Raw genomic sequence first — 14,618 nt, 5'->3', positions numbered from 1 at the left:
CGCCGCGCATGGCCCGTTCCCCCGCCCGTCCCGCAGGCCCCCGTCCTGCCCGCACGGCTGCGCGAACATGCGCTGCGGCAGCCAGACGCAGTCGCCGTGGAGCAGGCCGGGCGGACCTGGACCTGGAGGGAGCTCGCTTCCCGCGCGAGAAGGCTCGCGTCGAGGCTGCGCGAGCAGGGACTCCGGCCGGGAGAACCCGTGGCGCTCTGCCTCCGTGCGTCGCCGGAGAAGCTGGCCGCGCTGTGGGGTGTCCTGGAAGCAGGTGGCGCGCCGGTGGCGCTCGGGCCCACGGACCTGGACTCGCTGGCCGTCTACGCCGTGGAAGGCAGTGTCGTGCCCCGGCTCATCACCTGGCGCGGGCTCTTCACTTCAACACGCCTGGAGTCCTCACGCGTCCTGCACGTCGAAGAGGTGCTGGGAGACGCGGCGGTGTTGACGGTGACGGAGGCGCTGCCGCTTCCCTCGCCGGAGTCCCTGGCGTGGCTCCTGCCCATGGGTGCGGGCCAGCCCGCGTGGGCGTTGAGTCACACGTCGCTCTCGGGCTTCTTCGCGGGCCTGGATGCACGGCTGCATCCGGCGCCGGGCACTACCTGGCTCGCCGCCTCCGAACCCGCTCCCGAGAAGCCCGAACTGGAAGCCCTCTGGGCCTTGTCGCGCGGCCTGCGCGTGCTGTTCCCCTCCGAGGCCACCACATCGCGGCGAGGCGTATCGGACGAGGCGGCATCGCGTCCGCTTCAGCTCAGCCTGTCGTACTTCGCCAACGACGAGGACTCGCTCACCGGGCCCAAGTACGAACTGCTGATGGAGGGCGCGAAGTTCGCGGACGCGCACGGCTTCTCCGCCATCTGGACGCCCGAGAGGCACTTCCACTCCTTCGGCGGCATCTACCCGCAGCCCGCGGTGGTCTCCGCCGCGCTCGCGTCCGTCACGAAGCACCTGCGCCTGCGCTCCGGCAGCGTGGTGCTGCCACTGCATGATCCGCTGCTCATCGCGGAGCAGTGGGCCGTGGTGGACAACCTGTCGCAGGGCCGAGTCGACGTGTCGGTGGCCACGGGCTGGCACGTGCAGGACTTCATCTTCGCGCCCGGGAACTACGCCGACCGGCGCAACATCCTGTTGCGCCACCTGGAGACGCTGCGAGGCCTGTGGCGCGGAAACCGGCTGCGGCGTCCGGGCGGCAACGGCGTCACCGTGGAAGTGGGCCTGCGCCCGAAGCCGGTGCAGCGAGAGCTGCCCGTGTGGCTCACCGCCACCGCGAACCCGGAGACGTTCCGGCTCGCGGGTGAACTGGGCGCGGGCGTGCTCACGGGCCTCTTCGCCCACTCGCTGGAGGAGCTGAAGCCAAAGGTGGCCCTCTACCGCGAAGCGTGGCGCCGCAACGGCCACCCGGGCCGGGGCCACATCACCTGCATGCTGCACACGTACCTGGGTGACGACGAAGCGGAGGTCCTCCGGCAGGTGCGCAAGCCACTGCTGGCGTACTTCCGGAGCTCGGCGGACATCACCACGTCGCTGCTCGCCGCGCAGGGGTATCAAGGGGAGATCGCCAAGGTGTCTCGCGAGGACATCGACGCACTGCTGGAGCACACCTTCGAGCACCACGCGAAGGGCACCGGCCTCATCGGCACGGTGGAGAGCGGCATCCAGCGGCTGCGCGAAGTGCGGGCCTCGGATGTGGACGAGGTGACGTGCCTCATCGACTTCGGACTGGAGACGCCCGTCGTCCTGGAAGGGCTCAAGCGCCTGGCCACGGCACGCGAGGCCGTGGCCGCTGATGCGGCGTCAAACTCGCGGCGCGTGCGTGGCGAACAGGAGACGGATGCGGAGGAGTTGCTGTCGCTAGCGAAGCAGTCGGGCGCGGTGCTGGTGAACACCACGGCACGGCTGGCCCGAGCGTTGACGGACCTGACGGGAGCGCGCGAGGCCCTGGCACCGGTGGGGGCCTGGGTCCTGGAGAACGCATCCGCGGAGCTGGCGTCCGCGCTCCAGCGCACTGCGGGTGGCGACGTGCTGCTCGCGGGGGAGGCCCGGGATGGAGGCCTGCTGCCGCGTGCGCCGGAGGAGAAGCTGCCTCCGGGCCTGGACATCTGGGTGCTGGACGCGGCCGGGGCGCCCGTGCCCGCGGGCGTCGTCGGAGAGCTGGCCCTGTCGGGAGCGGGCCTGCCTGCCGCCCTTTGGAGGGCGACAGGTGAGGCGCCGGGCCGGTTGGTGCCGCATCCGCTGAATGGATCCGCGAGCCTCTACCGCACCGGCCGTCCTGTGCGCCTGCGCGCGGATGGTCGTGTCGAGGCCGTGAACCTCCCTGCCTTCAAGCTGCCCGCGCCGCGCCCCACGTCTCCAGCCACCCAGAGCGCTTCGGCCGCGACAGTGCACGCGGAGACGCCCAGCGCCTCCGGTGCCCTCCAGACGATCCCGCGTGCGCCTCGTGGCCAGCCGTTGCCCCTGTCGTTCGCGCAGCAGCGCCTCTGGTACCTCCAGGAGCTGGAGCCGGAGAGCACCGCCTACAACAACGCGATCATCTTCCGGCTCACGGGGGCGCTGGATGTCACCGCGCTCCAGGCGGCGCTCCACTCGCTCGTGGAACGCCATGAGGTCCTGCGCACCACCTACGCCCTGGGCGACACCGGGGCCGTGCAGGTCATCCACGCGACCGGCCCCCTGCCCCTGGAGGCGGAGGATATTCCCGGCGACACGGCAGAGGCGCGCGAGGCCGCCATGCTTCGCCGCTGCCAGGCGTACACCGCCACGCCCTTCCACCTGGACACGGGCCCCGTGGCCCGCGCGCTGCTGCTGCGGCTGGCTCCAGACACGCACGTCCTGCACCTGCTCCTGCACCACGTCGTCTCCGACGCCTGGTGCGCCCTGGTCCTCAGCCGCGAGTTGCCGGTGCTGTACGCCTGCGCCAGCGCGGGTGTTCCCTCCGTCCTGCCGCCGCTGCCGGTGCAGTACGCCGACTACGCCGTGTGGCAGCGCGCGTGGCTGACCGGGCCGGTGCTGGAGGAACAGGCACGCTGGTGGAAGGAGCTGCTCCAGGGCACGCCGCCGCTGGAGCTGCCCACCGACCGTCCCCGTCCCGCCGCGCAGTCCTACGCGGGCGCCGCCCACGCCTTCCACCTGCCTCGCGAGCTGTCCGAGCCGCTCCTGGCGCTGGGCCGCCGTGAAGGCGCCACGTCCTTCATGGTCCTGATGGCGTTGTTCCAGGTGCTGCTCTCCCGCACCTCCGGACAGGACGATTTCGCGGTGGGCACGCCCATCGCAGGACGCTCGCGCCCCGAGGTGGAAGGCCTGCTGGGCTGCTTCGTCAACACGCTCGCCTTCCGCGCGAGGCTCGACGGGGCACCAGGGTTCCGCGAGCTCATCACGCGTGTGAAGCAGCAGGCACTGGGCGGCTACGCGCGCCAGGACATGCCCTTCGAGCAGTTGGTGGACGTGCTCCAGGTGCCTCGCGACCTGAGCCGCACGCCGGTGTTCCAGACCGTCCTCAACGTCATCAACGTTCCGGCGGCCCAGACGACCGGAGGTGCGGGGCTCCAGATTGGCGGAGTGGACGTGCCAGTGACGACGTCCAAGTTCGACCTGTCGCTGGAGGTCTGGGAACAGCGCGACGGCCTGCGCTGCCGCCTGGAGTACTCCACCGCCCTCTTCGACGCCGCGACCCTGGAGCGCATGGCGGCGCATCTGACCGTGCTGGCAAAGGCCGTCGTCGCCGCGCCGGACGCACCAGTCTCCACCTTGTCGCTGCTCACGCCGGCCGCGCGCGAACAGGTCCTGCGCGGCTGGAACGACACGCGCGCGGACTTCCCTGCTGGCGCCACGCTCCACAACCTCTTCGAGTCCCAGGCCGAACGCACGCCGGAGACCATCGCGCTCCAGTTCGAGGACCAACGCCTCACGTACGCGCAGCTCGAAGCGCGGGCCAACCAGCTCGCGCACCATCTGCGTGCACACGGCGCGGGTCCGGAGACCCTGGTGGGCGTCTGCATGGAGCGCTCGCTGGAGATGGTCATCGCCCTCCTGGGCGTCCTGAAGTCCGGAGCCGCCTACGTGCCGTTGGATCCGGCCACACCCGCGGAACGGCTCGCCGGGATGTTGGAGGACACCGCCGCTCCCGTGCTCCTGGTGCAAGAGCGCTTCCGCGCCGCACTGACTCCGCATGCCGCGCACGTCATCGCGCTCGACACCCAGTGGGAGGCCATCGCGCGTGAGTCCACTGCGCGTCCCGTGCCGTTGGCGGCGGATGACTCCCTCGCCTACGTCATCTTCACATCTGGCAGTACGGGCCGCCCCAAGGGCGCGATGAACGCGCACGCGGGCGTCGTCAACCGCCTGCGCTGGATGCAGAGGCGCTACGGCCTCACGCCGTCGGACACGGTGCTACAGAAGACGCCGTTCAGCTTCGACGTGTCCGTCTGGGAGTTCTTCTGGCCCTTGATGACGGGCGCGCGGCTGGTGCTCGCGAGGCCCGGCGGACATCAAGAGCCGGACTACCTGGTCGCGCTGATGGCCCGTGAGGGCGTGACGACCACGCACTTCGTGCCGTCCATGCTGCGCGCCTTCGTGGAGGAGCCCGGCCTGGAGTCCCTGTCGCGCCTGCGCCACCTGATGTGCAGCGGCGAAGCCCTGCCCGCGGACCTGGTGCTCCGTGCCCAGTCGCGACTGCCGCACACCACGCTGCACAACCTCTACGGCCCCACCGAGGCCGCCGTGGACGTGACGTCCTGGGAGTGCCCGCGCGACGAAGCACTGCGAGTCGTTCCCATCGGCCGCCCCGTGGCCAACACCCGCATGCACGTCCTGGATCGCCACGGACAACCGGTGCCCTCGGGCATCCCGGGCGAGCTGTTCATTGGCGGCGTGCAGGTGGGCCGAGGCTACTGGCGCCGACCTACCCTCACCGCCGAGCGCTTCATCCCCGATGCCTTCAGCGATACGCCCGGCGCGCGCCTGTACCGCACGGGCGACATCGCACGGTGGCGCACCGACGGCACGCTGGAGTACCTGGGCCGCGCGGACTTCCAGGTGAAGCTGCGAGGCTTCCGCATCGAACTGGGTGACATCGAAGCCGCGATCCAGTCCTGGCCCGGCGTGCGCGACACCGTGGCCGTCGTGCGACTGGCGGACACAGGGGGACCGCGCCTCGTCGCCTACGTCAGCGTCGAGGGGACACTCGACGTGGCCGGACTGCGCGCGTTCCTGCACTCGCGGTTGCCCGAGTACATGGTGCCCTCCGCCATCGTCCGCATGGACGCCCTGCCGCTCACCCCCAGCGGCAAGGTGGACCGCAAGGCCCTGCCCGCGCCGGACGCGCCCACCGCCGGACGCGCGGAGCCCATCGCCCCACGCGACGACACCGAGCGGGCCCTGGCTGAGATCTTCGCGCAGGTGCTCGGCATCGCGCGGATCGGCGTGAGGGACAGCTTCTTCGAGTTGGGCGGGCACTCGCTGCTCGCGACCCAGGTGGCCGCGCGCGTGCGGGCTCGCCTGGGCCACGAGGTGCCGCTTCGTACGCTGTTCGAAGCCCCCACCGTGGAGGCGCTCGCCCGGCGCATCGCTCCGTCTGGGGCCGTTGCGCCCGCGCCAGCGGAGCCTGAGAAGACCGAGCCCACCGGCCTCACGCCGTTGACCCGTGGCGTGCGGCCCGCCGTGCTGCCGCTGTCGTTCGCGCAGCAGCGGCTGTGGTTCATCCATCAACTGGGCACCGCGGACACGGCCTACAACATGCCGTTCTCGCTCCGGCTGGAAGGCACGCTGGACCTCGGCGCGCTCCAGCGGAGCTTCGACCGACTGGTGCGCCGGCACGAAGTCCTGCGCACCACGTTCCGCGAGTACGAAGGAGCCCCGGAGCAGGTCATCCACGCTCCCGGTCCGCTGCCCTTGCGACAGGTGGACCTCACCGGCACCCCGGACCTGGAGCAGCGCCGCGCCGAAGCGACGAGGCTCGCCCTCGAGGAGGCACGCACCCCGTTCGACCTGGAGCAGGGTCCTCTCCTACGGGCCCTGTTGCTGAAGCTGTCGCCCACGGAGCACGTGCTGGTGCTGAACCTGCACCACATCATCTCCGACGGCTGGTCCACCGGCGTCCTGGTACGCGAGATGGGCACGCTCTACGCCGCGCTCTCCGACAACCTCCCCTCCCCGCTGCCCGAGCTGCCGGTGCAGTACGCCGACCACGCGCTGTGGCAGCGAGGCTGGTTGCAGGGCGCGGTGCTGGACGCGCAGCTCGGCTACTGGCGGCGGCAGCTGGAAGGCGCGCCGTCGCACCTGGAGCTGCCCACGGACCATCCGCGTCCGGCCCGGCAGACCTTCCAGGGCGCGCTGATGCCCTTCACCCTCCCGAGTGCTTCCAGCGAAGCCCTGGAGACCCTGGCGAAGCGCGAGGGCGCCACGCCCTACATGGTGCTGCTCGCCGCGTTCCAGGTGCTGCTCGGCCGCTACGCCGGACAGGACGACGTGCTGGTGGGCTCGCCCATCGCAGGCCGCCGCCACGCCGAATCCGAGGCGCTCATCGGCTACTTCGCCAACACCGTCGTCCTTCGCACCCGGCTGCGCGAGGACGACACCTTCGTCTCGCTGCTGACGCGCGTGCGGGACACCACCCTGGGCGCCTACGAGCACCAGGACCTCCCGTTCGAGAAGCTCGTCGAGGCACTGCACCCCGCGCGCGACGCATCCCGCACGCCGTTCTTCCAGGTCACCTTCACGCTGCAGAACGCGCCGCTGCCGCCGCTGGCCCTGCCCGGCCTGTCATTCCAGCCGATGAACGCCGACCCGGGCGCCATCCGCTTCGACCTGGAGCTGCTGCTGCACCGCGCTCCCGAGGGCTTCACGGGAGGCCTCAACTTCAACACCGCCCTGTTCACCCCCGGCACGGTGGCTGGAATGGCCAGGCACCTGAGCGTGCTGCTCGAAGCCGCGGTGGCTTCGCCGGGGACGCTGCTCACACGCCTGCCGCTGCTGACGTCCGAGGAGCGGCACCAGGTACTCGTCGCCTGGAGCGACACCGCGACGGAGTATCCACGTGACGCCTCCGTGCCCGAGCTGTTCGCGGAGCAGGCCGCGCGCGCGCCAGACGCCGTCGCCGTGAGGATGCCCGCGAGTCCAGGGGCCTTCTCTTTGGTGGACACGACGCGGATCGCGGCGCGTGAGCTCACGTACGGAGAATTGGATCGCCGCTCGAACCAGCTCGCGCACCACCTGCGCCGGTTGGGCGTGCGGCCCGGAGACCGCGTGGGGCTGTGCGTGGAGCGTTCGCCGGAACTCGTCACCGGCATGCTCGGGATCCTCAAGGCGGGCGCGGCCTATGTGCCCGTGGAGGCGAAGGCCCCGGCGGACCGCACGACCTGGGTGCTCCAGGAGGCGGGCGTCAGCGTGCTCGTCACGCAGGAGGCGCTGGCGGATGAACTGCCGGCGGTGACCGGGCTCCTCGTGCTGCTGGACGAGGAATGGGACCTGATCGCGAAGCAGCCGGTCACGCCCCTGGCGGTGCACGTACCCGCGGAGGCGCTGGCCTACGTGATGTTCACGTCGGGCAGCACGGGCCGTCCCAAGGGTGTCTGCGTGCCCCACCGGGGCATCGTGCGCCTCGTCCGGGGCAATGGCTTCATCGCCTTCGGTCCAGAGCAGGTGTTTCTCCAGGCCGCGCCAGTCGCGTTCGACGCCTCCACGCTGGAGCTCTGGGGAGCATTGCTGCACGGCGCGAAGCTGGTGCTCGCACCGCCGAATGCGCTCTCACTGTCAGAGCTGGGCACGCTGCTCGCGGTGGAGGGCGTCACCACACTGTGGCTCACCGCCGCCCTCTTCGAGCAGATGGTCCTTCACGAAGGAGTCTCACTCGCGGGCGTGCGGCAGGTGCTGGCGGGCGGGGACGTGCTGCCCGTGCCTCGCGTGAGGGAACACCTGTCGCGGATGGCGCCGGACGCCGTGCTCGTCAACGGGTACGGCCCCACGGAGAACACCACCTTCTCCACCACGCACACGCTGCGCGCGAGGGACACCGTTGAGCGCTCGGTGCCCATTGGCCGGCCGCTGGCGAACTCCACCGCGTGGGTGCTGGACGAGCGCCTCCAGCCCCTGCCGCCGGGACTTCCCGGCGAGCTGTACGTCGGCGGTGACGGCCTCGCCTGGGGCTACCTCCAGCGGCCGGACCTCACCGCCGAGCGGTTCATCCCCCATCCCCACTCCGCCACGCCGGGCGCCCGCCTGTACCGCACGGGCGACCGGGCCCGCTGGCGCGACGACGGCACCCTGGAGTTCCTGGGGCGCACCGACTTCCAGCTCAAGCTGCGCGGCTTCCGCATCGAGCCCGGAGAAGTGGAGGCCGTGCTGCGACAGGCTCCGGACGTACGCGAGGCCGTGGTGCTCGCGCGCGAGGACGTGCCCGGTGAGAAGCGGCTCGTCGCCTACGTGGTCCTCGGAGGGGACAGCGCCGACACCGACCGCGTGAAGGCGCACGCGCAGCGGCAACTCCCCGACTACATGATGCCGTCCGCCTGGGTGGCGCTGCCGTCCCTGCCGCTGTCACCCAACGGCAAGGTGGACCGCAAGGCCCTGCCCGCGCCCGAAGCGCCCCGGCCCACCGAGTCGACGCGCGAAGCCCCACGCAACGCCGTGGAGGCACAGCTCGCGGCCATCTGGGCGGAGGTGCTGCACCTGGACGCAGTGGGCATCCACGACGACTTCTTCGACCTGGGAGGCCATTCGCTCCTGGCCACGCAGGTGGTGTCGCGCATCCGCGCGGTGCTGGGCGTGGAGCTGCCCCTGGGTGAGTTGTTCAACGCGCCCACCGTGGCCGCGCTCGCCCGGCACCTGGGAGCCACCACGAACCGCCACGAGCACGTGCCGCCTCTCACCCGGGCCCCAAGGCCCCCGCTGCTGCCACTGTCCTTCGCGCAGCAGCGGCTGTGGTTCATCGACCAGCTCGAACCGGGCAGCGCCCTCTACAACATGCCCGTCGCCCTGCGGCTCCTCGGCGCGCTGGACGAGGCCGCGCTGAAGGGAAGCCTGGACGCGTTGATGGCGCGGCATGAATCCCTGCGCACCACCTTCCGCACGGAAGCGGGCCAGCCCGTGCAGCACATCCACGCGCAGGCCACCGTGCCCCTGGAGCGCGTGGACCTGTCCGCGTTGGAGGACACCGAGGCCCGGCTGCGCGAAGCGGAGCGTCTGGCGACAGCGGAGTCCCAGCGGCCGTTCGACCTGGAGCGAGGCCCCGTCATCCGCGCCCTGCTGATCAGGCTCGCGCCCGAGGAGCACGTGCTGGTGCTGCACCTCCACCACATCGTCTCCGACGGCTGGTCGCTGGGCGTGATGGTGCGCGAACTCACCACCCTCTACGCGGCCCTGCGTGAGGGCCGGCCGCCCGCGCTCCCGGAGCTGCCCGTGCAGTACGCGGACTTCGCGCTCTGGCAGCGAGCCTGGCTCCAGGGAGAAGCACTGGAGGCGCAGCTGGCATGGTGGACCCGGCAGCTCGAAGGAGCGCCCCGGACCCTGGAGCTGCCCACCGACAAGCCCCGTCCCGCCGTCTCCACCCAGCGCGGCGACACGCTACCGGTGCACCTGTCCCTCACCCTGTCCGAGCGCGTGGAGGCCCTGGCGAAGCAGGAGGGCGCCACGCCCTTCATGGTGCTGCTCGCGGCCTTCCAGACGGTGTTGCACCGCTACGCCGGCCAGGATGACGTGCTCGTCGGCACGCCCATCGCGAACCGTCGTCACGCGGAGACCGAAGGCCTCATCGGCTTCTTCGTCAACACGCTGGTGCTGCGTGGAACCTTCGGCGCCCGGACGACGTTCCGGGAGCTGCTGGCCCAGGTGCGAGCCACGACGCTGGGCGCCTACGAACACCAGGACGTCCCCTTCGAGCGGCTGGTGGAGTCGCTGCAAACGACGCGCGACCTGGGGCGCATGCCGCTGTTCCAGGTGATGTTCGCGCTCCAGAACGCGCCGGTGCCGGAGCTGTCGCTGCCCGGCCTCACCGTGCGTCCCGCGGCCCTCGCGGAGCGCACGACATCCCAGTTCGACCTGAGCCTGGACCTGGACCGCCGCGAGGATGGCTTCCGGGGCAAGCTCGAATACGCCACGGACCTCTTCGAGCGTCCCACCATGGCGCGGCTGATCACCCACCTGGGGGTGCTGCTGGAGGCGGTGCTCACGAATCCGGACGGACCACTGTCCGGACTGTCCCTCGTTTCGGAGGAGGAACGGCGACAGCTCCTGGGCGACCTGGCCGGAGGCATGTCGCACTTCGATGGTGACGGCACGCTGCACGGCCACTTCGAGGCCCAGGTGGCGCGGACTCCGGATGCGGACGCCGTGGTGTTCGGAGACACGACGCTGTCCTTCCAGCGGCTCAACGCGCGGGCCAACCAGCTCGCCTGGCACCTGCGTTCGCTGGGGGTGGGCCCGGAGGTGACGGTGGGCCTGTGCCTGGAGCGCTCGGCGGAGAGCGTCATCGCACTGCTCGCGGTGAACAAGGCCGGGGGCGCCTTCGTGCCGCTGGACCCGGCCGCGCCCGCCGCGCGCAGGTCGTTCGTCCTCAAAGACTGTGGCGCGTCCGTGCTGGTGACGACGCGGGCATTGCAAGAAGCGTGGCACCCCGAGGTGCCCCACTTGGTGTGGATGGACGCAGAACCTGTCCGACTGTCGGACAGGTTTTCGGACAACCTGCCGCCGGCGGCGGGAGCGGAGAACCTCGCCTACGTCATCTACACCTCCGGCTCCACCGGGACGCCAAAGGGGGTGATGGTGCGGCACCGCTCGGTGCTGCACCTGCATCACGCGCTCCTACGGACCGCCTACGCGGGGCGGCCCCCGGGGCTCCGCGTCAGCATCAACGCGCCGCTGTTCTTCGATGCCTCCATCGAGCAGGTGCTGCAGCTGTTGGGCGGCCACTGCCTGTGCCCTGTTCCGGAGGATCTCCGGTTGGAGCCAGAGCGGATGCTCGAGTGGCTGGAGCGGACGCGGGTGGACGTACTGGACTGCACGCCCGCGCAACTGAAGCTCCTGTTGGATGCGGGGATGCTGGACCGCCCCCGTCTGCCGTCACTGATGTTGGTGGGAGGCGAGGCGCTGGACGAAGTGATGTGGCGGCGGCTCGCCACGACCCGGCGCACGCGGGCCTTCAATGCCTATGGCCCCACCGAATGCACCGTGGATGCCACGGTCTGGGACATCCAGGGAACGTCCCACGCGCTGCCCGTCATCGGGCGGCCGCTGGACAACCTGCGCGCGTACGTGCTCGACGAACGTCTGGAGCTGGTTCCCTTCGGCCTGCCTGGAGAACTGTGCTTCGCCGGTGAAGGCGTCGCGCGCGGCTACCTGGGCCGGCCGCACCTGACCGCCGAGCGCTTCATGCCGGACCCCTTCGGCACGGAGCCTGGAGCGCGCCTGTACCGCACGGGCGACAAGGTCCGGTGGCGCGAGGACGGAACGCTCGAGTTCATGGGCCGCCTGGACTTCCAGGTGAAGCTGCGCGGCCACCGGATCGAGCTGGGTGAGATCGAGTCCACGCTGCGGGCCCATGCCGGCGTCCGGGACGCGGTGGCCCTGGTGCGCGAGGACGTTCCGGGCGACGCGCGCCTCGTCGCCTATGTCACGCCGGAAGCGGACACCACGCCACTGCACGAGCACCTGCGCAGGCACCTGCCTGATTACATGGTCCCGGCCACCGTCCTCGCCCTGCCCGTCCTGCCCCTGACGCCGAACGGAAAGGTGGACCGCAAGGCCCTGCCCGTACCGGACGCGTCATCGCGCCCCGCACGTGTCTTCGAGCCTCCCGCGACACCCACCGAACAGCGCCTCGCGACCATCTGGGAGGAGCTGCTCCGCGTGTCCGGCGTGGGCCGTCACGACAACTTCTTTGAGCTGGGCGGGCACTCGCTCCTGGCCACGCAGGTGGTGTCGCGCGTGCGCGTCCATTTCGGTGTAGAGCTGCGCGTCCGGGCCCTCTTCGAAACGCCGACCGTGGCGGGGCTCGCCCAGCGGCTGACGGACGCCGCATCCACGCCCGCGCTGCCGCCGCTGACAAGGACGCAGGGAGACGAACTCGCGCCCCTGTCCTTCGCGCAGCAGCGGCTGTGGTTCATCGACCAGCTGGAACCGGGCAGCCCGCTCTACAACATGCCCTTCGCGCTGCGGCTGTCCGGAGCGCTGGACGTCCCTGCCCTCCAGCGGGCCTTCGACGCGCTGGTGCGGCGGCACGAAACCCTGCGCACGACGTTCGAGACCCACGATGAAACACCGCGTCAGCGCATCCATCCCGCGCCCTCGGGAATGCTGCGCACGGAGGACCTGGAGGCCCTTCCCACGGATGCGCGTGAGGCTGAAGTCCGGCGCCGCATGGACGCCGATGCGCTGCGTCCCTTCGACCTGGGCACGGGGCCCCTCGCTCGCTTCACCCTGCTGCGGTTGGACACGAGGGAGCACGTGCTCCTGCTGTGCACGCACCACACCGTTTCCGATGGCTGGTCCTTCGGGGTGCTCGTGCGCGAGCTGGTGGCGCTCTACGAAGCCTTCCGCCAGGGCCAGCCGTCGCCGCTGCCGGAGCTGCCCGTGCAGTACGCGGACTTCTCCCGGTGGCAGGCCTCATGGCTGGAAGGTCAGGTGCTCGCGGGACAGCTCGACTGGTGGAAGCGGCGGCTCGACGGGGCGCCGCATGCGCTGTTGCTGCCCACGGACCGGCCGCGTCCGGCCCGCCGCTCCGCACAGGGAGCACGGTGGCCCGTCCAGCTGACACCGCCCTTGAGTGACGCGGTGGAAGCACTGGCGAAGCGGGAAGGCGCCACGCCGTTCATGGTGCTCATGGCCGCGTTCCAGTTGCTGCTGTCGCGGTACTCCGGCCAGGACGACGTGCTGGTGGGCACGCCCATCGCGAACCGCCGCCACGCGGAGACCGAAGGCCTCATCGGCTTCTTCGTCAACACGCTGGTCCTCCGAGCCCGCTTCACCGCGGACACGTCGTTCCGGAAGGTCCTCGCACAGGTGCGCTCGACCACGCTCGGCGCGTACGAACACCAGGACCTCCCGTTCGAGCGGCTGGTGGACGCGCTCCAGCCCGAGCGCGACCTGGGCCGTACTCCACTCTTCCAGGCCCTCTTCGCACTGCAAAACACGCCGGAGCCGGAGGCCACCCTCCCGGGCCTGACGCTGAAGGCGGAGGAGGTCCCCTCCTCGGCGGCGAAGTTCGATCTGGACCTGGCCCTCATCCGGCAGCCAGACGGCTTCCAGGGTGCGCTCACGTACAGCACGGACCTCTTCGATACCGCCACGGTCCAGTGGATGATGGAGCGCTGGAGCACGCTGCTGGAGACAGTCCTCGCCGAGCCCGACGCGCCCCTGGATCCACGGACGCTGCTGACGGACGAGGAGCTTCTCCGGATGCACGTCCCAGAAGCACCGGCGTCCCGTCCCTCCGAAACCACGGAGGTCGCCCCACGCGACGACATGGAGCGGGAGCTGGTGGCGCTCTGGGAGGAGCTGCTGGGAGTCCGGCCCATTGGCGTGACGCGTCCGTTCTTCGACCTGGGCGGTCACTCCCTGCTCGCCGTGAAGCTGATGGCGCGCATCCGGGAGCGCTTCCACCGCGAGCTGCCCCTGGCCGCCCTCTTCCATGCGCCCACGGTGGAGACGCTGGCCCGGCTGCTGCGTCAGGCGCCCGAAGTCTTCTCCCCGATCGTACCCATCCAGCGCGAGGGCTCGCAGCGGCCCTTCTTCTGCGTCCACCCCGTGGGCGGCAACGTGCTCGCGTACGCGGCTTTGGCGAAGCAGCTGGGCCGGGAGCAGCCCTTCTACGGGCTCCAGTCCCAGGGGCTCGATGGAAGCCGTCCGCCGCTCGACACGGTGGAGGCGATGGCGGCGCTCTACGTGAACGCCGTGCGCACCGTGCAGCCCCACGGCCCCTATCGGCTCGGCGGCTGGTCCATGGGAGGCGTGGTGGCCTTCGAGATGGCCCGTCAACTCCAGGCCCGGGGCGAGACCGTGGAGCTCGTGGCCCTCATCGATCCCAGCCCGGCGACGGACGACCGTGTGCCGCTCGACGTGGACGACGCAGCCCAGGTGGCCGCGCTGTTCGAGCTCGACCAGGGCCAGCTCGCGACGCCGGAAGCGACCACGGAGACGGGGCGCACGCTCCTGCACGTCTTCACCCGCAACCTGCGCGCCCTGAAGCACCACCGCCCCGGACCGTTCACCGGCCGCGTCCTCCTGCTCCAGGCGGGCGGAGCGCCGGCGCGCGGCGACGACGGCTGGAGCGCGCACGTCCACGGCGAGCTGACGCGCGAGGTGCTCCCCGGCACGCACTACTCGCTGCTGCGCGCGCCCCACGTCCAGCGGCTCGCGGAGCGTTTGACGGAGGCGCTCCAGGGCGCGGCGCGGGACACGTCCCGGTAGGCCGGAGACCCGCACCGGCGCCGTGCCTCCCGCGCGGCGCCGGGGTTCGCCCGCCGCGATGTCCGTGGAGGGCTCTGAGGGGAGCATGACAGGCCGCCTCCTCGGAGGAGCCAGCGCGCGTGCCAGGACTGGCACGTTCGCGGCGCGGCCACGTCATCCAGCGGGCCGCGCTCACCCGTAACGCCCCGGAATCCCGACGGCGAGGCCCTGGCGGCCCGCGTGGCCCCGACCTTGCG

Annotated in this window: 1 protein-coding gene; it reads left to right on the top strand. The window is 71.2% G+C overall.

The window, feature by feature from the left end; genetic code table 11:
* The first annotated feature begins 45 nt into the window (after window positions 1-45).
* Complete coding sequence (locus D7Y15_RS13035; RefSeq protein ID WP_368667338.1) at window positions 46-14,382, top strand: amino acid adenylation domain-containing protein; 14,337 nt, start codon at window positions 46-48, stop codon at window positions 14,380-14,382.
* Window positions 14,383-14,618: the final 236 nt, after the last annotated feature.

It is taken from the genome of Corallococcus sp. AB030 (assembly GCF_003668965.1).
In the GTDB taxonomy this organism is placed as follows: domain Bacteria; phylum Myxococcota; class Myxococcia; order Myxococcales; family Myxococcaceae; genus Corallococcus; species Corallococcus exiguus.
This window is presented reverse-complemented; position numbering and strand designations above follow the sequence as displayed.